The following is a 20,781-nucleotide window of genomic DNA, read 5'->3' as shown; positions in this document are numbered from 1 at the left end:
ATGCGCGACTGCAAGCAGCAGTGCGCCCTTCGATTCTCGCGTAAACCGTAGCCTATTGGCGTAACGCGACATTTAATGTCAATATCGCGCCTTCCCCTATTCCGTCGCCCCGTGCGGCTTACGCCGCAGGTCTCGCCCGTTGTTCCGTTAAACAAGGCTTTGAGCATCTGCGGTTGGTAGCAAAAAGGTAGTCAATGATGAGCGCAAGGCACTTTCTCTCCCTGATGGATTGCACGCCCGAAGAGCTGGTCAGCGTGATCCGTCGAGGCGTTGAGCTCAAGGACCTGCGTAAGCGCGGCGTACTGTTCGAGCCTCTGAAAAACCGCGTGCTGGGCATGATTTTCGAAAAATCCTCGACCCGCACCCGTATCTCTTTCGAGGCCGGGATGATCCAGCTCGGCGGCCAGGCAATCTTCCTGTCGCCGCGTGACACGCAACTGGGCCGTGGCGAGCCGATCGGTGACTGCGCCATCGTCATGTCGAGCATGCTCGATGCGGTGATGATCCGCACCTTCGCCCACAGCACCCTGACCGAATTCGCCGCCAACTCACGCGTGCCGGTGATCAACGGCCTGTCCGACGACCTGCACCCGTGCCAGTTGCTGGCTGACATGCAAACCTTCCTCGAACATCGCGGCTCGATTCAGGGCAAGACCGTGGCATGGATCGGCGATGGCAACAACATGTGCAACAGCTATATAGAAGCGGCGATCCAGTTTGACTTCCAGTTACGCGTTGCCTGCCCGCAAGGCTATGAGCCGAACCCCGAGTTCGTCGCCGGTGCCGGTGACCGTGTCACCATCGTTCGCGATCCGCAGGATGCTGTGCGTGGCGCGCATCTGGTGAGCACCGATGTCTGGACTTCGATGGGCCAGGAAGAGGAAACTGCCAAGCGCCTCAAGCTGTTTGCGCCGTTTCAGGTCAACCGTGCCCTGCTCGACCTCGCCGCCGAGGACGTGCTGTTCATGCATTGCCTGCCGGCGCACCGCGGCGAAGAAATCAGTCTCGACCTGCTTGATGACCCGCGTTCCGTCGCCTGGGATCAGGCAGAAAACCGTCTCCACGCACAGAAGGCCCTGCTCGAGTTCCTCGTCGAACCGGCATATCACCACGCATGAGTCATGAATTACTGCTGAACCTGCGCAACCTCGCTTGCGGCTATCAAGATCAACGTGTGGTGCAGAATCTCAATCTGCACCTCAACGCCGGCGACATCGGTTGCCTGCTCGGCTCCTCCGGCTGCGGCAAGACCACCACGTTGCGCGCCATCGCCGGTTTCGAGCCGGTGCATGAAGGCGAAATCACCCTGGGTGGCGAAACCCTGTCCAGCGCCGGGTTTACTCTGGCGCCGGAGAAACGCCGGATCGGCATGGTGTTTCAGGATTACGCGCTGTTCCCGCACCTGAGCGTCGCCGACAACATCGCCTTCGGCATTCGCAAGCACCCGACCAAGGAGCGCGTCACCGAAGAGTTGCTGGAACTGGTCAACCTGAAGAACCTCGGCAAGCGCTTCCCGCACGAACTGTCCGGTGGTCAGCAACAGCGCGTCGCCCTAGCCCGCGCCCTGGCGCCGGAGCCGCAACTGTTGCTGCTTGATGAGCCGTTTTCCAACCTTGATGGCGAACTGCGCCGCAAGCTCAGTCATGAGGTGCGCGACATTCTCAAGGCACGTGGGACCAGCGCGATTCTGGTGACCCACGATCAGGAAGAAGCCTTCGCCGTCAGCGATCACGTCGGGGTGTTCAAGGAAGGGCGGCTGGAACAGTGGGATACCCCGTATAACCTCTACCACGAGCCGGCGACGCCTTATGTGGCCAGTTTCATCGGTCAGGGCTATTTCATTCGCGGGCAACTCGCCAGTCCGGAATCGGTGCAGACCGAACTCGGTGAACTGCGCGGTAATCGTGCTTACACCTGGTCAATCGGCGGTGCGGTGGATGTGTTGCTGCGTCCGGACGACATTGTCTACGCGCCGGACAGCGCACTGAAGGCGCGGATTGTCGGCAAGACGTTCCTGGGCGCTTCGACGCTGTATCGTTTGCAGCTACCGACCGGTGCGCAGCTGGAATCGATATTCCCCAGCCATGCGGACCATCAGGTGGGTGCCGATGTCGGGATTCGGGTAGTGGCCGAGCATCTGGTGCTGTTCCAGGCATCCGGCAGCACGGCGGCGCAGATTCCGGCAGTGGAAAACGGCGTTCGGCGGCACAGCACGGCCCTCTGATCCAATTCGGGTAAAAATGTGGGAGCGAGCCTGCTCGCGAAGCGGTGTATCAGTCAAAAATGATCTGACTGGCCTACCGTATTCGCGAGCAGGCTCGCTCCCACAGTCTGTTTTATGTCAGCCTAAACTCAGTGTTCCGCTCGCCACCAGCGTCGCATTGCCGCCGATCTTCACTCGCTCGCCTTCCAGGCGACAGAACAGCTCCCCACCCCGCGCCGAACGCTGGCACGCGGTCAGGCTCGATTTGCCCAGTCGTTTCGACCAATACGGAATCAGGCTGCAGTGGGTCGATCCGGTAACCGGATCTTCGTTGATGCCAATCGCCGGGGCGAAATAGCGTGAGACGAAATCATGCTGGTTGCCGCGAGCGGTAACGATCGCGCCCAGCCACGGCAGCTTCGCCAGCGCCACCATGTCCGGCGTGCAATCAAGCACCGCCTGCTCTGATTCCAGCACCACGAACAACTCATTGGAGCCGAGCACATCCACTGCTTCGACGCCCAACGCGCGTTCGACGTCCAGTGTCACGCCAATCTCGGTCGGCACAATCGTCGGGAAATCCAGCCACAACCGATCGCCCTCACGGCTGACGCTCAGCGGCCCGGATTTGCAGATGAAGTCGATACGCTCGGCGGTTTCGCCGTAGATCTCGAACAGCACATAGGCGCTAGCCAGTGTCGCGTGCCCACACAGCGGCACTTCGGTGGTCGGGGTGAACCAGCGGATATGCCAGGCCTGGCCTTCGCGCACCAGAAACGCGGTTTCCGCCAGATTGTGCTCGGCGGCGATCTTCTGCATCAACTCGTCGGCCAGCCACGCGTCGAGCCGATAAACCATGGCCGGATTGCCACTGAACGGCCGGTCACTGAACGCGTCGACCTGATGAAACGCAAGCTGCATAACCTTCTCCCTAAGTCAGTCTGCACAGCATGCAACCGTGCGGCGGGCGGCGCCAGTGACAGAACCGGCGATTTTCTTTCATACAGTACCGGGGCCCTTCAGGGTCGGCCGATGTCGGCGAATTTCGCCTGAGTGTGTTCGGCAAGCACTGCCGGCGCCAACTCGACCTCCAGTCCTCGGCGCCCGGCGCTGACATAAATGGTCGCAAAGCCTTGCGCCGAGTTATCGATGAACGTGCGCAGGCGCTTCTTCTGTCCAAGCGGACTGATGCCGCCCAACAGATAACCGGTGGAGCGCTGCGCCGCCGCCGGGTCAGCCATTTCGACTTTCTTCACCCCTGCCGCGTGCGCCAGACCTTTGAGATCAAGGCTTCCGACGACCGGCACTACCGCCACCAGCAATTCGCCTTTTTCGCTCGCTGCCAGCAGTGTTTTGAACACCTGCGCCGGCTCAAGCGCCAGTTTCTCTGCGGCTTCGAGCCCGTACGAAGCGGCTTTGGGGTCATGTTCGTAACTGTGCACGCGATGTTCGGCACGAACTTTTTTCAACAAGTCCAACGCAGGGGTCATGGCAGCTCCGGGCTCGGCAGTGACGGAAAAAACCTGCGCCGGATTTTAGGCGATCACCGTGCAAAAGGCTCTAGTGCACGCCACGATTCCCGCGACCTGCAGCGACTCCAGGCCAACCAGACAGCTCCTTCGGCGAGGGATCATTCACGCCACGAATAGTTTTATTGTGACTGACAGTTCACTTTCGACCTTTGACAGGTTTGTTTCTTGTCTATATTTTTTCGAAACTGAATAATGTAAGAATTATCGATATTGCAGTACCCGGGGACGGAATGGGGATTCCTAACCGGCGGATATCGCGCCTTGCCCTGTTGGCAGCGCGCCAGACAACAACAAAAACCGAGGTATTCAATGACCACTGCTTTACCGCAACCATCGCTTTGGGGCCAATGCCTGGCCGAATTTCTCGGCACCGCCCTGCTGATCTTCTTTGGCACCGGTTGTGTTGCCGCGCTCAAAGTCGCGGGCGCCAGCTTCGGCCTTTGGGAAATCAGCATCATCTGGGGCGTCGGCGTGAGCATGGCGATCTACCTGACTGCCGGGGTTTCCGGCGCGCATTTGAACCCGGCCGTGAGCATCGCTCTGGCGATTTTCGCCGATTTCGAAAAGCGCAAACTGCCGTTCTATATTGTTTCGCAGATTGCCGGCGCCTTCTGTGGCGCGCTGCTGGTCTACACGCTGTACAGCAATCTGTTCTTCGATTTCGAACAAACTCACCAGATGGTTCGTGGCTCGGCCGCCAGCCTTGAGCTGGCCTCGGTGTTCTCGACATTCCCGAATCCGGCGCTGTCGACCGCTCAGGCCTTTCTGGTCGAGATGATCATCACCGCGATCCTGATGGGCGTGATCATGGCCCTCACCGACGACAACAACGGCTTGCCCCGCGGCCCCGTGGCGCCCCTGCTGATTGGCCTGTTGATCGCGGTGATCGGCAGCTCGATGGGCCCCCTGACCGGTTTTGCGATGAACCCGGCGCGCGATTTCGGTCCGAAACTGATGACTTTCTTCACCGGCTGGGGTGAAATTTCCTTCACTGGCGGCCGTGACATTCCGTACTTCCTGATTCCGATTTTTGCACCGATTGTCGGTGCCTGCCTCGGCGCCGCCGGGTACCGCGGGCTCATCGCCCGCCACCTGACCGGCGCCACACCTGCTACAAAGGATGCAGAACCGGCCATTGACGGCAAACCCAGAACGTCCTGAAACAGTCGGCGCCGGCTCCTGCCCTTCCGAGCCTGCGCCATGGCCCACTCTCCCTTATTTCGTCCAAGGCAATCGACATGACCGACATTCAGAACAAGAACTACATCATTGCCCTCGATCAGGGTACGACCAGCTCGCGCGCGATCATCTTCGACCGCGATGCGAACGTGGTCTGCACCGCGCAGCGCGAGTTCGTCCAGCACTACCCGCAGGCCGGTTGGGTCGAACACGATCCGATGGAAATCTTTGCCACGCAGAGCGCGGTGATGGTCGAAGCGTTGGCCCAGGCGGGTCTGCATCACGATCAGGTGGCCGCCATCGGCATCACCAACCAGCGTGAAACCACCGTTGTGTGGGACAAGACCACTGGCCGGCCGGTGTACAACGCCATCGTCTGGCAGTGCCGCCGCAGCACCGAGATCTGCCAGCAGCTCAAGCGTGATGGTCACGAAGACTACATCCGCGACACCACCGGCCTGGTCACCGACCCGTACTTCTCCGGCACCAAGCTGAAGTGGATCCTCGACAACGTCGAAGGCAGCCGCGAGCGTGCGCGCAACGGCGAACTGCTGTTCGGCACCGTCGATAGCTGGCTGATCTGGAAATTCACCGGCGGCAAGGTGCACGTCACCGACTACACCAACGCCTCGCGCACCATGCTCTTCAACATCCATTCGCTGGAATGGGATTCGAAGATGCTGGAAATCCTCGACATCCCGCGCGAAATGCTCCCGGAGGTCAAAGCCTCGTCAGAAATCTATGGCCGCACCAAAAGTGGCATCGCCATTGGCGGTATCGCCGGCGACCAGCAAGCGGCGCTGTTCGGCCAGATGTGCGTCGAGCCGGGTCAGGCGAAAAACACTTACGGCACCGGCTGCTTTCTGCTGATGAACACCGGCGACAAAGCGGTGAAATCGCAGCACGGCATGCTCACCACCATCGCTTGCGGCCCACGCGGCGAAGTGGCTTACGCACTGGAAGGCGCAGTGTTTAACGGCGGTTCGACCGTGCAGTGGCTGCGCGACGAACTGAAAATCGTCAACGACGCTCACGACACCGAATACTTCGCCAACAAGGTCAAGGACAGCAACGGCGTCTATCTGGTACCGGCCTTCACCGGTCTCGGCGCGCCGTACTGGGACCCGTATGCCCGCGGCGCACTGTTCGGCCTGACCCGCGGCGTGCGCGTGGATCACATCATCCGCGCCGCGCTGGAATCGATCGCCTACCAGACCCGCGACGTGCTCGACGCCATGCAACAGGACTCCGGCGAACGCCTCAAAGCGTTGCGTGTGGACGGCGGCGCGGTGGCGAACAACTTCCTCATGCAGTTCCAGGCCGACATTCTCGGCACCCAGGTAGAGCGCCCGCAAATGCGCGAAACCACCGCTCTTGGCGCGGCGTATCTGGCCGGTCTGGCGTGCGGTTTCTGGGGCAGCCTGGAAGAACTGCGCGGCAAAGCAGTGATCGAGCGCGAGTTCGAACCGAGCCTCGACGAAGCGGCGAAAGAGAAGCTGTACAAAGGCTGGAAAAAAGCCGTCAGCCGCACCCGTGACTGGGCGCGTGAGGACGCTGAATAAGCCAAGCCTGCGTACAGAAATAGCCCAAACAGCGTGAAAGCGTAGCGAGCGAAGGCAAGACAAGGCAAAAACAGGCGAGGACGCGGAGTTTACGGGTTTGTAAATGAGCAGTCCGAGCCTGTTTTTAACGCAGGATTGCCGAGCGCAGTAGCTTTCACGCTGTTTGGAAACTGGTCGGGAGCGGAATCCTGCGTCATCATGGGCAAATTTTGCACGGCAGCCCAAAGGAAGCCCCATGAATCTGCCTCCCCGTCAGCAGCAAATCCTCGAGCTGGTCCGCGAACGCGGCTATGTGAGCATCGAGGAAATGGCCACGCTGTTCGTTGTTACCCCGCAAACCATTCGCCGCGACATCAATCAGCTCGCGGAAGCCAATTTGTTGCGTCGCTATCATGGCGGCGCGGCTTATGATTCCAGTGTCGAAAACACCGCCTATGCGATGCGCGCCGATCAGATGCGCGATGAAAAACAACGCATCGGCGAAGCCATCGCCGCACAAATACCGGATCACGCCTCGCTGTTCATCAACATCGGCACCACCACCGAATCGATCGCCCGCGCTCTGCTCAACCACAGCCATCTGAAAATCATCACCAACAACCTGCATGTGGCTTCGATGCTCAGTGCCAAGGATGATTTCGACGTGCTGCTGACCGGCGGCAATGTGCGACGCGACGGCGGGGTGGTCGGTCAGGCGAGCGTGGATTTCATCAATCAGTTCAAGGTCGATTTCGCCTTGGTCGGGATCAGCGGCATCGACGAGGATGGCAGCCTGCTCGACTTCGATTATCAGGAAGTGCGTGTGAGTCAGGCGATCATCGCCAATGCGCGCCAGGTGATTCTGGCGGCGGACTCGAGCAAGTTCGGGCGTAACGCGATGATCCGGCTGGGGCCGATCAGCCTGATCGACTGCCTGGTAACCGATCAGCCACCGGTGCCAGCGCTGGCGCAGCTGCTGAGTCAGCACAAGATTCGCCTCGAAGTGGTCTGATCCCTCTTCCTCGCTGGCTGTACTGACACCTTCGCGAGCAGGCTCGCTCCCACATTGAAATGCATTTCAAACTGTGGGAGCGAGCCTGTTCGCGAAGACGCCCCCTACAAGCAGCACACCTCTGGCGCTTTCGCGCGCATTCCATGTTCGATAATTTTCCTTTTCCCGCCCTTCGATGAGTTTTTTCAATCGAAGGCGACTGGCTGTGCGCGTCTTTATGGGCTACCATTTTCGCAAATGAACATTCATGTTCGATTTCAAATATAGAAAATCAAAAAAACCCGAGGCCAGCCAATGTCCACCTCTACCTTGCGAACGCCCCCTATCTCCGAGATCTACGATATCGCCGTCATTGGTGGCGGGATCAATGGCGTCGGGATTGCTGCGGATGCCGCCGGTCGCGGGCTCTCGGTATTCCTTTGCGAAAAGGACGACCTTGCCAGCCACACCTCGTCGGCCAGCAGCAAGCTGATCCACGGTGGCCTGCGCTATCTCGAACATTACGAATTCCGTCTGGTGCGTGAAGCACTGGCCGAACGCGAAGTGCTGCTGGCCAAGGCGCCGCACATCGTCAAACCGATGCGCTTCGTGCTGCCGCACCGTCCGCACCTGCGCCCCGCATGGATGATCCGTGCCGGCCTGTTCCTTTATGACAACCTCGGCAAGCGCGAAAAACTGCCAGGCTCGAAAAGCCTGAAGTTCGGCGCCGACAGCGCATTGAAAAGTGAAATCAAGAAAGGCTTCGAATACTCCGATTGCTGGGTAGACGATGCCCGCCTCGTGGTACTGAACGCCATGGCCGCGCGCGAAAAAGGCGCCCACGTGCACACCCAGACCCGCTGCGTCAACGCACGTCGCGCCAAAGGCTTGTGGCATCTGCACCTGGAACGCGCTGATGGCAGCCTGTTTTCGATCACAGCCAAAGCCCTGGTCAACGCGGCCGGCCCGTGGGTTGCCAAATTCATCCGCGACGATCTGAAGATGGAATCGCCATACGGCATCCGCCTGATTCAGGGCAGCCACATCATTGTGCCGAAGCTGTACGAAGGCGAGCATGCGCACATTCTGCAAAACGAAGATCAGCGCATCGTCTTCACCATTCCATACCTGAACCACTTCACCCTGATCGGCACCACCGACCGCGAATACACCGGTGACCCGGCGAAAGTGACGATCACCGAAGCTGAAACCGATTACCTGCTGAAAGTGGTCAACGAGCACTTCAAGAAGCAGCTCAGCCGCGACGACATCCAGCACAGCTACTCGGGCGTACGTCCGCTGTGCAACGACGAGTCGGATAATCCATCGGCCGTGACCCGCGACTACACCTTGGCGCTGTCGGGCAACGCGCAGGAAGCCCCATTGCTGTCGGTGTTCGGCGGCAAGTTGACCACCTACCGCAAACTCGCCGAGTCGGCGATGGCGCAGTTGATGCCGTTCTTCACCCAGATGCGCCCAAGCTGGACCGCCACAGCGACTCTGCCCGGCGGCGAAGACATGACCACCCCACAGGCACTCAGCGCACTGATCCGCGACAAGTTCGATTTCGTCCCGACGGAAATTGCCCGTCGCTGGTCCGTGACCTACGGCAGCCGCACCTGGCGCATGCTCGAAGGCGTGGAAAGCCTGGCTGACATGGGCGAACACATCGGCGGCGGTCTCTACACCCGTGAAGTCGATTATCTGTGCAGCGAAGAATGGGCGACCACGGCGCACGACATTCTGTGGCGTCGCACCAAGCTCGGGTTGTTCACTACAGCGGACGAGCAGCAGAAGCTGGCGACGTATCTGGGCAAGGTTGAGCAGAACCGCAAGATCGAAGCGGCGTGATGTGAGCAACGCTTGAACGAAAGCCCCTGAATCCTGAGATTCAGGGGCTTTTTGTTTTGTGGGCTCTGCAGAACCTGATGGGGTCATTCAGATCTTTTCCCCCTCACCCCAGCCCCCCGAAACGTCGGACCGCCCCAGACCCCTCTCCTCCTGGAGAGGATTAGGTGAGGGGCTTTCAGGTCGGTATCACCGAGCCAGGTGAAGCAATAGAAAATCAATGAAAGCCCGTGACTTGTGCGGCAGGTGCGCTGTGTTGGGAAACACTACATTGATCGACTGTGATGGCAGAGAATAGTCAGGCAGCAGACGCACCAGACGCCCGGCGGCAATATCGTCTTCGACGATCCATGCCGGCAGTACCGAAGCACCCAGCGATGACAAGGTCATCGAACGGATCGCTGTCGAGGAATTCGACTCGAAGTGACTGGTACCGTTGACCTCCACGCTTCGCCCTTGCCCGTCGCGCAACGTCCACTGCGTCGGCGCCTGAAGATTGCTGTTGGCAATCCACGGCAGGTGATTCAGGTCTTGCGGTTCTGCTACTGGATGGCGGGCGAGAAACGCCTCGGTCGCCACCAGGACAATTTCGTAGTCCGCCAACTTGCGACACTTGAACGCCGAGTCCGCCAGATTACCCAGACGTACCACCAGATCGAGTTTTTCTGCGACCAGGTCATTCAACGAAGAATTAAAGTTGTAGCACAGGCGAATCTCCGGATAGCGCTGGGAAAACAACGGTATCAACGGCAGGATAAACTTTTCGCCGTACTCGCTGGTTGAACTAATCCGTAACTTACCCGAAACCCGATTATTACCCTTCAATACATTGTCAAAGGCATTGTCGATATCCGCGACAATACCCTTGAACTCTTCATAAAAGTCCTGCCCTATCTCCGTCAGGGCTATGTTGCGGGTATTGCGGATCAGCAACGTCGCCGACAGGACTTCCTCAAGCGCCTTGACATGCAGGCTGGCCATGGCTTTGCTGATGCTGAGGTAATTCGCAGCCTTGGTATAAGAACCAAAATCGACCACGGCGAGAAACGTCTGAACCCGATTAAGGTGAGAGTGCATGAAGTGTTGGCTCACTGTTAAATCCTGTCAAACATTGTTTTAAGCATAGTCGTATCGACACTTCGAGTCCACCGCCCCTATCCTGCGCGGCAAAGAGGATATGCAATGAACTATCGCTACAAGATCGCGCTGATCTTTCTGATCGGCTTCTTTATTGACTGTATAAACATATTCATGTCGGCGGTAGCCCTGCCAAGTATATCGGCAACTTTGCAGGTCAGTACTTCATCGGTGGCATGGGTCGCCAATGCTTATATCCTTGGTCTGACTCTGATTATTCCAGTCAGCACCTGGCTGGCCGGACGTTTTGGCAGCCGCGGGATTCTCACGGCGTCGATGCTGGTGTTCACAGGTTCGGTGTGGATGTGTGGGCTGTCGGACAGCTTCCACGAACTGGTTGCCTGGCGTTTCCTGCAAGGAATAGGCGGCGGGTTGTTGATTCCGGTCGGCCAGGCTTTGACCTTCAATCTGTTTCAGGGTGAACAGCGGGCAAAAATCTCCACACTGGTGATGGCCGTCGCACTGATCGCCCCGGCCATCTCACCGACCGTTGGCGGCATTATTGTCGACAGCAGTTCCTGGCGCTGGGTGTTCTACAGCAACATTCCGTTCTCGCTGATCGCCGCCGGGCTGTCGTGGTTCTGGATCAAGGAAAGCAAACCGGCCAGCCTGCCCCGCCCGGACATCAAAGGCCTGTTGCTGGTCAGCGCCGCACTCGCCAGCCTGCTGATGGGCATGTCGCTGTACGGTGGCGACTCCCCGGCGCTGCTCGCGCTGATCTGCGTCGCGGCCGGTCTGCTGTTCGTCGCGCTGTACCTGCTGCACTACCGCCGCTGCAGCAATGCGATCATTGAATTGGGCCTGCTCAAAAGCAAAAAGCTCAGCACCTCGATCCTCATCTATTACGCGATTCCCGGTGTGTTCACCGGGGTCAATCTGATGAGCATTTTCTTCCTGCAGGACACCCTGCATTTCAGCGCCCGCCTGACCGGCATGTTCATGATTGTCTATGCCATCGGCGCGTTCATCGCCATGACGATTTGCGGCCGGGTCTACAACCGCATCGGCGCCAAACGCCTGTTCATCTCAGGGATGCTGCTGCACAGCGCCGGCATCGCCACGCTGATACTGGTCAACGACCCGGCGGACCTGTGGGTGATTGTCATCGCTTACAGCTTGATGGGCGTTGGCGGCGGCATCGGCGCCAACACGGCACAAACCACATCGCTGATGGACTTTGCCGGTGGTGATACGCACAAGGCCAGCGTGATCTGGAACATCAACCGGCAGATGTCGTTCAGCCTCGGTGCCGCGTTGTTTCTGATGATTTTCAACGTCCTGCTCAAGCAGTTCGAAATCACCGCGGCCTATCACGCCACCTTCGCGCTGGCAGCACTGATCGGGCTGTTCCCGCTTTTTCAGATGAGCCAATTGAACCCTCCAAAGGAATGCCATGAACAACAACCTGGTTGAACAAGCCCGCCACAGCATTCACCGCGTGCACGAACTGATTCAGCAGGTCTTCACCGATGCCGACGGCACGGGTGAAGCCACGCTCGAACCGCTGATGGCTGTGTTTGCCGAACATTTCAGCATGGTCACCACCTCAGCCGCCGTCATTGCCCGCGAGCAGGTCGAGCAGTTGTTCAGCGGTGCGGTCGGCGCCCGTAAAGGCCTGGAGATTGTGATCGAGGATCTGCACACGGTATGGCAGGAAGGCACGACCGTGGCGCTGCGCTACAAGGAAACCCATCGACTCGATCAGCAGGAAACTTCGCGGGTGTCGGTGGCTATCGTGCGCATCCACCACCATGACGTCCAGTGGCAGTACCTGCACGAAACACCGATCAGCGTGGAACAGCCGGCATGAAGTACACCGTCAGCCAGTGCCGCATGTTGTCGCCGTCCATCAAGGAAATCACCGTTCAGGGGCCGGCGCACCAACCCGAAACGCCGCATGGCGGTGCGCATTTCAAATGGCTGATTCCCGGCCTGGACGAGTGGCGCCATTACTCGACCGTGCACATCGACGAGGCCGACGAGGGGCGATTGACCTTCGCCATCCGTCTTTCGCCGGACAGCGTCAGCAGTTCGTACATTCACAACCTGAACGTCGGCGACGGCGTGGAGCTGGAGGGCCCGTTCAATACCTTTGATTATCCACTCGAGACCGAGCAGGGTCGCGACATCGCCATTGCCGGCGGCATCGGCATCACGCCGCTGACCGGCATCCTGCGTCACTTGTCCTCGCTCAAGCGCACGCCGCTGTTGCATTACTTTGCCAAGACCCGCGACGACGCTGCCTATGTCGAGCTTCTGCAAACGCAACTGCAGGAGCGCCTGCAACTGCACCTGTCCGGCAGTCGACCGACGATCAGTCAGGTGCTGGCCGACCTCACGACGCAAGACCGACTGTATGTCTGCGGCCCGGCCGCGATGCTCAGCGAAGTCCTCAGTCACGCCCAAACCGCCGGGTTGCCGCGCGAGCGCGTTTATCTGGAAGTGTTCAACGTAGCCGCGGACAGCGACGCCCAGGGCTGCGTGATCGAGGCGGCTGATTCCGGCGTGAACATCAACGTCGGCCCACAGCAGTCGTTGCTCGAAGCCCTCGAAGCCGCCGGCCTCGACCCGCTCTATGACTGCCGCCGCGGCGAATGTGGCGTGTGTGCGCTAGATGTACTGGAAGGCGAAGTCGAGCACCGCGATTTCATCATGAGCGAACAGGAAGCGGCTTGCAGCGCACGGATCTACCCCTGCGTTTCGCGAGCGAAAAGCCCCCGCCTGAAGCTGGCAATCTGAAGAGGACACTGCGTTGGACAATTACTTCAATGGCAGAGAAGTGCATAAATCCCTGTTCCTCGATCAGGCACTTTTCGAACAGGAACAGCGGCGCGTGTTCGCCGCGAGCTGGTGTTACCTGGGCCACGACAGCCTGATCCCCGAAACCGGCGACTATTTCACCACCACCCTGGCCGCGCAGCCGCTGGCGATGGTGCGGCAGAAGAACGGCGCAATCGTTGTGCTGCACAACCGCTGCCCGCACAAAGGCGTGAAAGTCCTCGCTGAAGCGCGCGGCAATGTCGGCCGCTTCATGCGCTGCCCCTACCACGCCTGGACATTCAAGACTGACGGCGAGCTGCTGAGCATTCCGGTGAAAAAGGAATACGACGACTGCGACCTCAGCAGTTGCTCCGCGCACAAAGGCATGCGTCCCGTGACGGCGGTGCACAACTATCGCGGCTTCGTGTTTGTCCGTCTGACGGAAGAGGGCATCGGCTTTGAGGCGTTTTTCGGTGAGTCGCTGTCGACGCTCGACAACATGGTCATGCGTTCGCCGCTAGGTCAGTTGAAAGTGATCGGCCAGCCGCTGCTGCACCGCCACCGCTGCAACTGGAAAATGGTCGTCGACAATCAGACCGACACCTGCCACCCGATGATCGCCCACGAGTCTTCGGCCGGCGAAGCAATACGTCTGTGGCAGGAAACCGGCGATCAAGGCAAGCCGCCGATGGCGGTCGAGTTGTTCTCGCCATTCATGGCGTCCTACGATTTTTTCGCCGGCATGGGCATTCGCGTCTGGCCCAACGGGCACGGGCACACCGGCGTCAGCAATTCGATTCACAAGGCGTACACCGATATTCCCGGTTACTGGGAGGCGATGGTCGAAAGCTACGGTGAAGAGCAGGCCCGGGCGATCCTCGACGACACTCGCCACAACACCGTGTATTTCCCCAACCTGATGGTCAAGGGACCGATCCAGACGCTGCGCGTGATCAAGCCGGTCAGCGCCCGCCAAACCATTGTTGAATCGTGGATCTTCGAGCTGCAAGGCGCGCCTGTGCAGTTGCTGGAAAGAACCGTGCAGTACAACAACCTGATCAATTCGCCGTGCTCGATGGTCGCCCATGATGACGTCGAAATGTACGAACGGGCCATGGAAGGCCTGGGCAGTGACGCCAACGACTGGGTCAACGTCGCCCGCCTGTTCAGCCCGAATGAATCCTATGCGCAGACCCAGGTGGTGTCCGGCACCAGCGAAATGGCCATGCGTAATTTCTATAACAGTTGGCAGCACTTGATGCAGGACGACCATGCAACCCGATCAATCTAATCACCGCGCCATCGAGCAATTGATCGAGACCGAGTTGCACTTGCTCGACCAGCAGGATTTCGACGCCTGGCAACAACTGCTCAGTGACGATTACCACTACTGGATCCCGATGACTCGCGAGCAACGCAGCCCGTTGCACGAATCGTCGCTGGTGTATGAAGACCGCTTCCTGACCACGCTGCGGATCAACCGGCTGGCCAACGCGCGCAACTTTTCCCAGCAGCCCAGGAGCCGCAGCCTGCATATCGCCCAGCGCCCGCGCATCACACTTGAGGAAGCTTCGCCAAGCGCCTTCGCCAGCTCCAACATGCTCTATTGCGAGGCTCGCGGCGACCGCGAATGGCACTACCCGGTCACCGTCGAACACCAACTGATCAACCTCGATGGCTGCTGGAAAATTCAGGGTAAGAAAATCCTCTTGCTCAGCCCCGCGCGTGCCCTCGAAAGCCTGCAACTCATCATCTGATCGATCGAGAAATTTCTTTTGAACGCTATCCCCAACGGCTGTAAACAGGCGTCCGACTGCCTGTCTTTTCCCTACGTCGATCTGCTGTATGACTACGGTCAGTTTCTGCGCAACGCCCACAGCGCCGTCGGCTGCCTGCCGCCGCACAGCGCTGAAAAACACATCGGCATCGTCGGCGCCGGCTTGACCGGGCTGGTGGCGGCTTATGAATTGCTGCGTGCCGGCGCACGCCGCGTGACCCTGTTCGAAGCTGAAGAACAGCACGTCGGTGGACGCTTTCTGACTCAGTGCTTTGATCCGGCTCATCCGCAATTCATCGCGGAAATGGGTGCCATGCGGTTTCCTCCGAGCGAAGTCGGACTGTTCCATTACTTGCACCGCTTTGGCATTGAAACCACCGAAGCGTTTCCCGATCCGGGCGTTGTCGACACCGAAATCCATTACCGTGGCCAAGCCCATCACTGGGCGGCGATGCAGGCACCGCCGGCGCTGTTCAGCACCGTGCATCAGGGCTGGAACGCGTTTCTCAGTGAGGGCGTCACCCTTGACGACGGTACCTGTCTCGCCCCGCCGCTGCTGCTGACAGAACTGCTCAAACAGCATAATTACGCCGAGGTGCAACCGGAATGGCAACGCTATCTGGATTGCTTCGGCGACAGCTCGTTCTATTCAGCGATGGTGCGCATCTTCACCGGCAATAATCCTCCCGGTGGCAAGCCGTGGCGTAAACCCGAAGACTTCCACTTGTTCGGCTCGCTGGGCATTGGTTCGGGCGGTTTTCAATCGGTGTACCGCGCCTCTTTCACGGAAATCCTGCGCTTGGTGGTCAATGCACTTGAGGTCAACCAGCGGCTGGTGCCCAACGGGATTTCGAGCCTGACCGATCGGATTGCCGACACCTCGTTCAATGGCATTGCGCTGCGCGACATGATCTGCCGCACACGCATCGAATCGATCAACAAAGGCGCGAACGGCGAAATTCTGCTGGCCGGCAGTAACGGCGAAACCTATGCCTGCGACCGGGTAATTACCACCACCACGACCCGCGCCCTGCAGGTGAACCTCAAGCTCACGCAGAACCAGGCGTTCGTCAATCGCGACGTCGCGCGGGCGATCAACGAAACGCACATGGTCGGCTCGTCCAAGCTGTTCATCCTGACCAGGGACAAGTTCTGGCTCAAGCACGGTTTGCCCCAGAACATCCAGACCGACACCCTGGTCAAGGGCGTGTACTGCCTCGACTACGCGCCACACGACCCTGACGCCTGGGGCGTGGTACTGATCAGTTACACCTGGGAAGACGACTCGCACAAAATGGTGTCGATGAAGAACAAGGTGCAACGCTGCCTGCGACTCGTTGATGAACTGGCAATGAGTGCACCGGAATTTGCCAGCCACCTGCTCCCGCTTAACGGTGACTACCAGCGCTACGTGCTGGAGTACGACTGGCTGACCGACCCACATGCACTGGGCGCTTTCAAACTCAATTTTCCCGGCGACGACATCTACTCCGAACGCCTGTTCTATCAATTCCGCACCGCACTCGATCCGCAGCAGGATACCGGTTTGTATCTGGCCGGTTGCGGCGCCTCTTTCACCGGTGGCTGGGCGGAGGGCGCGATTCAAACCGCGCTCAATGGTGCCTGTGCAGTGATCAGCAGTCTGGGCGGTGATCTGATTGCGGGTAACCCGCTCGACGACTTGCACCCGCAGTACCGCTACTGCTGACCCAACTCCTTCCAGCGTCGAGAATCCTCCATGTACAGCCAGCTTTCCATTGAACAGCTCGTCAACGGATTTCGCAGTGGCCAACACTGCCCGGACACCTGGCAGCACGCCCTGCGCGAGCGTCATGTGCACCTGCAACACCTCAACAGTTTCATCACCTTCGCCCCGACGGCACCCAACCGCGCCGCTGATACCGGCAGCGCACTGTATGCCCTGCCTGTGTCGTTCAAGGACAACATCAACGTCAGCGGCCTGCCAACCACTGCCGGTACGCCCGGGCTGGCTGACTATGTCCCGCAGGCCGATGCCGGCATCGTCGAGCGCTTCCGGCAACTGGGTGCGCAGATCATGGGCAAGAACAACATGCACGAATTGTCGTTCGGCGTGACATCGGCCAACCATTGCCACGGTGCCGTGATCAACCCGGTCAACCAACGCCACAGTGCCGGCGGCAGCAGTGGCGGTTGTGCTGCGGCGGTCGCTGCCGGACTGGTGGCGTGCGCGGTCGGCACCGACACCGGCGGGTCGGTGCGCATACCGGCCGCATTCTGCGGCACCGTCGGTTTTCGTCCCACCACCGGCGTTTATCCGGTCGACGGCATCGTCCCGGTGTCGCAAACCAAAGACACCCCGGGCCTGCTGACCCGTACGGTGGAAGATTGCCAGTTCGTTCACGCGCAACTGACCGGCAGCCTGCAGCAACCTGAGACCCGGCCGTTGCGCATCGGCATCCCCGAGGGTTTTCTCTGGACCGATCTCGCCGACAACGTGCAGCGCGATTGCCGCGCAGCCATCGATGCCCTCGCCGAGCGCGGTGCGATCATCGTGCCGGTCGACGATGCAATCATTGGCGAGATCAATGAGAGCATCCAGTTTCCGTTGCCGATCTATGAATTCTTTATCGATTTTCCGCGGTTTCTGATGAACGCAGGACGCGGCGAGCAGTTCCTCGACATCCTCGCGCAGATCCGTGACCCGGCGATCAGGAAGATCCTCACCGCCCAACTGGAAAGCCCTGCGATTTCCTACACCGACTACGTGCAGGCACTGATGAGCAAACTGCGTCTGGAGCAGGAATACCGCGCCCTCTTCACTCGTCATCGACTGGATCTGCTGGCCTACCCGACCGTCACTTGCAGTGCACCGCTGCTCAGCGATTGCCCGAATGAAAGCCACTTCGAAACCTTCGTGCGCAATACCGACCCGGCAAGCAACCTGGCGGCGCCGAGCATCAGTGTTCCGGTGGCGGCGGCAGGTGCGTTGCCGGTGGGTCTGTCGTTCGATGCGCTACCGGGACAGGACGAATTTTTACTGGCGAACGTGCGGTATCTGATGCACCTGCTTCAGAGCGGTTAAACCTTCGATTCCTGTAAGAGCGAGCCTGCTCGCGAACAGGCCATCGGCTTCAACATCACTGTTGACTGAACGACCGCCTTCGCGAGCAGGCTCGCGCCCACAGAAGATCCGTGTTGATGCATCCCTAACCATTCAGATTGCAGGCCTTGCCATGCGCGTCACTCCAATGTCTTCCATGCCCGCTGCCGAACGCGCGCCCTCAATCGTTGGCGGCGCCATGATCATCGGTGGCACCATCGTCGGTGCGGGCATGTTCTCGCTGCCGGTGATCATGTCCGGACTGTGGTTCTACGGCTCGGTCGCCGTGCTGCTGTTTGCCTGGTTCTGCACCTTGCATTCCGGGCTGATGATTCTTGAGGCCAATCTCAATTACCGCGAAGGCTCGAGTTTTTCCACGATTACCCGCGATCTGCTCGGTCGTGGCTGGAGCCGCTTGAATGGCTTGAGCATCGTGTTTGTGCTGTACACGCTGACCTACGCTTATATCTCCGCCAGTGGATCGGTGATTCATCACACCGCGCAAACGATGGGTGTCGAGTTTTCGTCACGCGCCGGTGGCCTGCTGTTCACCCTGATGGTGGCGTTCATCATCTGGCTCAGCACGACCGCAGTGAGCCGCATGACCACGCTGGTGTTCGGGGCAAAGATTCTCGCGTTTTTCCTGACTTTCGGCGGTTTGCTGGGGCACGTGCAAAGCACTACGCTGCTCGATCTGACCAGTTCCGAAAGTCATTACTGGCCTTATCTGCTGGTAACGCTGCCCTTTTGCCTGACCTCGTTCGGTTTCCACGGCAACGTGCCAAGCCTGATGAAACACTACGGCAAGGATCCGCAGCGTATCCGTGCCTGTCTGGTCAGCGGCACGCTGGTCGCATTGCTGCTGTACCTGGTGTGGATGCTATGCAGCATGGGCAACATTCCCCGCGATGCATTCAAGGACATCGCCCAGCGCGGCGGCAATATCGATGTGCTGATCAACGCATTGGGCTCCCGGCTCGACAGCGCCAACATTGATCTGCTGCTGACATTTTTCTCCAACTTCGCCGTGGCCTGCTCGTTTCTCGGTGTCACCCTCGGTCTGTTCGATTATCTGGCCGATGTGCTGGGGTTTGACGACAGCCCCGGCGGCCGCTTGCAAACCGCCATCGCGACGTTTGCACCGCCGATGTTCTGCGCTTTTATCTGGTCGGAAGGTTTTCTGCACGCCATCGGTTTCGCCGGATTGGCCGCAACCTTATGGGCGGTCATCACCCCGGCGCTGCTGGCACGCGCATCACGCAAACGCTTCGGTAGCCCACGCTATCGGGTATGGGGCGGTACGCCGATGATCGCGCTGGTGCTGTCGTTCGGAGGAATATGCGCGCTGTCGCATCTTCTGTTTGTGTTCGGATGGCTGCCTGTGTGGCGGTGAGGCGCGGCGTTCGGTTTTCCGAACGAGACTCAATGGTCGATTCGGTAAACCGGATCAGGCATTCACAAAAATACCATCACAAAAGTTTAATACCCTTATAAAACAAGCACTTAACCATCGCTGCCTGCTCTGGCACGACTCATGCTCTACACTCTCTCGACGAATGCCCGCTGAGCCAACACTTCAGGAGCCGTCAGGCATTCGAAGCACAAAAGGGCCGACAAACTGGCTCCATAAAAAAAACAATGTCGAGGAAAATTTGATGCGCATCGTTCCCCATATCCTGGGCGCAGCCATTGCTGCCGCTCTGATCAGCACGCCAGTTTTCGCCGCCGAACTCACCGGCACCCTGAAGAAAATCAACGATTCGGGCACCATCACGCTCGCTCACCGCGACAGCTCAATTCCGTTCTCCTACATTGCAGATGCTTCTGGCAAACCAGTGGGCTACTCCCACGACATTCAGGTGGCGATCGTTGAAGCCCTGAAAAAAGACCTGAACAAGCCAGACCTGCAGGTCAAGTACAACCTGGTGACCTCGCAAACCCGTATCCCGCTGATCCAGAACGGCACCGCGGATATCGAGTGTGGTTCCACCACCAACAACACCGAGCGCGCCCAGCAGGTCGACTTCACCGTCAACATCTTCGAAATCGGCACCCGTCTGCTGGTCAAGAAAGACAAGGAAGGCAAGCCGTCCTATAACGACTTCGCCGACCTCAAGGGCAAAAACGTCGTGACCACTGCCGGCACCACGTCCGAGCGCATCATCAAAGCGATGAACGCCGACAAGCAGATGGGCATGAACATCATCTCCGCCAAAGACCACGGCGAATCCTTCAACATGCTCGAAAGCGGCCGCGCCGTTGCCTTCATGATGGACGACGCCCTGCTGGCTGGTGAAGAAGCCAAGGCCAAGAAACCGACTGACTGGGTCATCACTGGCACGCCGCAGTCCTTCGAAGCCTATGCCTGCATGGTTCGCAAAGGCGACGCGCCGTTCAAGAAAGCTGTCGATGACGCCATTGTCGGCCTGTACAAGTCTGGCGAGATCAACAAGATCTACAGCAAGTGGTTCGAAAGCCCGATCCCGCCAAAAGGCCTGAACCTGAACTTCCCGATGAGCGACAAGGTGAAGGATCTGATCGCCAACCCGAGCGACAAGCCGGCGCCTGACGTAAAAATCTGATTCCTGACTAACCTTATCGTCTGAGGGAGCGACCCTCCCTCAGACGTCTGTTACTGCCTGCTGGCTTTGCTGTGGAACACTCGACCTGGCGGTTTTCGAGCCGATCGCGTGTGTCCGGCGTTCCTCGTCGGACGGGAAAGGAACTTCCC

18 protein-coding genes are annotated in these 20,781 nt (G+C 59.1%); 15 read left to right on the top strand and 3 right to left on the bottom strand.

The features are described from left to right. Window positions 1-197 precede the first annotated feature (197 nt). A complete protein-coding gene (gene argF / locus V6F91_RS16860) occupies window positions 198-1,118 on the top strand; it encodes an ornithine carbamoyltransferase (RefSeq protein ID WP_332766317.1) in 921 nt (306 codons plus the stop codon). Then, window positions 1,115-2,224 (top strand): ABC transporter ATP-binding protein, encoded by a 1,110-nt coding sequence (locus V6F91_RS16855; RefSeq protein ID WP_332766315.1) that lies wholly within the window; start codon window positions 1,115-1,117, stop codon window positions 2,222-2,224. The genes argF and V6F91_RS16855 overlap by 4 nt, the downstream gene beginning before the upstream one ends. A 117-nt stretch (window positions 2,225-2,341) precedes the next feature. On the opposite strand, the gene V6F91_RS16850 is transcribed toward V6F91_RS16855, so the two are convergent. Next, window positions 2,342-3,124: a PhzF family phenazine biosynthesis protein gene (locus V6F91_RS16850; protein WP_332766313.1), complete on the bottom strand. Its 783-nt coding sequence runs from the start codon at window positions 3,122-3,124 to the stop codon at window positions 2,342-2,344. A gap of 98 nt (window positions 3,125-3,222) precedes the next feature. Continuing rightward, window positions 3,223-3,693 (bottom strand): Cys-tRNA(Pro) deacylase, encoded by a 471-nt coding sequence (ybaK, locus tag V6F91_RS16845; protein WP_090285884.1) that lies wholly within the window; start codon window positions 3,691-3,693, stop codon window positions 3,223-3,225. A 351-nt stretch (window positions 3,694-4,044) separates the two neighbouring features. Here ybaK and V6F91_RS16840 point away from each other — a divergent pair, with 351 nt between their 5' ends. The 4 genes from V6F91_RS16840 (at window position 4,045) to glpD (ending at window position 9,297) form a co-directional block, all read left to right on the top strand. Then, entirely contained in the window at window positions 4,045-4,896 is an 852-nt protein-coding gene (locus V6F91_RS16840; protein WP_332766312.1) for an MIP/aquaporin family protein, read from the top strand. A gap of 77 nt (window positions 4,897-4,973) precedes the next feature. Next, window positions 4,974-6,476 (top strand): glycerol kinase GlpK, encoded by a 1,503-nt coding sequence (gene glpK, locus V6F91_RS16835; RefSeq protein WP_126366033.1) that lies wholly within the window; start codon window positions 4,974-4,976, stop codon window positions 6,474-6,476. Window positions 6,477-6,711: 235 nt separating this feature from the next. After that, window positions 6,712-7,467: a DeoR/GlpR family transcriptional regulator gene (locus V6F91_RS16830; RefSeq protein ID WP_045058012.1), complete on the top strand. Its 756-nt coding sequence runs from the start codon at window positions 6,712-6,714 to the stop codon at window positions 7,465-7,467. A 294-nt stretch (window positions 7,468-7,761) separates the two neighbouring features. Beyond that, the gene (gene glpD, locus V6F91_RS16825; protein WP_332766308.1) at window positions 7,762-9,297 is read left to right on the top strand and encodes a glycerol-3-phosphate dehydrogenase; all 1,536 of its coding nucleotides are present in this window, start codon (window positions 7,762-7,764) and stop codon (window positions 9,295-9,297) included. Window positions 9,298-9,483: 186 nt separating this feature from the next. Here glpD and V6F91_RS16820 read toward each other — a convergent pair whose 3' ends face one another. Further along, entirely contained in the window at window positions 9,484-10,371 is an 888-nt protein-coding gene (locus V6F91_RS16820; RefSeq protein WP_332766742.1) for a LysR family transcriptional regulator, read from the bottom strand. A 105-nt stretch (window positions 10,372-10,476) separates the two neighbouring features. Here V6F91_RS16820 and V6F91_RS16815 point away from each other — a divergent pair, with 105 nt between their 5' ends. The 9 genes from V6F91_RS16815 to V6F91_RS16775 all read left to right on the top strand — a co-directional run bounded on the left by V6F91_RS16815 (window position 10,477) and on the right by V6F91_RS16775 (window position 20,632). Further along, window positions 10,477-11,844 carry an MFS transporter gene (locus V6F91_RS16815; RefSeq protein ID WP_332766306.1) on the top strand — a complete coding sequence of 456 codons (1,368 nt, stop codon included), beginning with the start codon at window positions 10,477-10,479 and terminating at the stop codon, window positions 11,842-11,844. Then, entirely contained in the window at window positions 11,825-12,241 is a 417-nt protein-coding gene (locus tag V6F91_RS16810; protein WP_332766304.1) for a DUF4440 domain-containing protein, read from the top strand. The genes V6F91_RS16815 and V6F91_RS16810 overlap by 20 nt, the downstream gene beginning before the upstream one ends. Beyond that, window positions 12,238-13,170 (top strand): iron-sulfur cluster-binding domain-containing protein, encoded by a 933-nt coding sequence (locus V6F91_RS16805; RefSeq protein ID WP_332766302.1) that lies wholly within the window; start codon window positions 12,238-12,240, stop codon window positions 13,168-13,170. The genes V6F91_RS16810 and V6F91_RS16805 overlap by 4 nt, the downstream gene beginning before the upstream one ends. 13 nt (window positions 13,171-13,183) lie before the next feature. Continuing rightward, window positions 13,184-14,482 (top strand): Rieske 2Fe-2S domain-containing protein, encoded by a 1,299-nt coding sequence (locus tag V6F91_RS16800; RefSeq protein ID WP_332766300.1) that lies wholly within the window; start codon window positions 13,184-13,186, stop codon window positions 14,480-14,482. Further along, window positions 14,463-14,948 (top strand): aromatic-ring-hydroxylating dioxygenase subunit beta, encoded by a 486-nt coding sequence (locus V6F91_RS16795; RefSeq protein ID WP_332766298.1) that lies wholly within the window; start codon window positions 14,463-14,465, stop codon window positions 14,946-14,948. Before V6F91_RS16800 ends, V6F91_RS16795 begins: the two co-directional genes overlap by 20 nt. An 18-nt stretch (window positions 14,949-14,966) precedes the next feature. Next, the gene (locus tag V6F91_RS16790; RefSeq protein ID WP_332766296.1) at window positions 14,967-16,676 is read left to right on the top strand and encodes an NAD(P)/FAD-dependent oxidoreductase; all 1,710 of its coding nucleotides are present in this window, start codon (window positions 14,967-14,969) and stop codon (window positions 16,674-16,676) included. 30 nt (window positions 16,677-16,706) lie between these two features. Then, window positions 16,707-18,032 (top strand): amidase family protein, encoded by a 1,326-nt coding sequence (locus V6F91_RS16785; protein ID WP_332766294.1) that lies wholly within the window; start codon window positions 16,707-16,709, stop codon window positions 18,030-18,032. A 151-nt stretch (window positions 18,033-18,183) separates the two neighbouring features. After that, the gene (gene mtr / locus V6F91_RS16780) at window positions 18,184-19,443 is read left to right on the top strand and encodes a tryptophan permease (protein ID WP_332766292.1); all 1,260 of its coding nucleotides are present in this window, start codon (window positions 18,184-18,186) and stop codon (window positions 19,441-19,443) included. 262 nt (window positions 19,444-19,705) lie between these two features. Beyond that, entirely contained in the window at window positions 19,706-20,632 is a 927-nt protein-coding gene (locus V6F91_RS16775; RefSeq protein WP_332766290.1) for a glutamate/aspartate ABC transporter substrate-binding protein, read from the top strand. The last annotated feature ends 149 nt before the right edge of the window (window positions 20,633-20,781 follow it).

The sequence above is a fragment of the Pseudomonas koreensis genome, from assembly GCF_036668835.1.
In the GTDB taxonomy this organism is placed as follows: Bacteria; Pseudomonadota; Gammaproteobacteria; order Pseudomonadales; family Pseudomonadaceae; genus Aquipseudomonas; species Aquipseudomonas koreensis_I.
The sequence above is the reverse complement of the archived record's forward strand: the minus strand, read 5'-3'. Positions and strand labels throughout refer to the sequence as shown.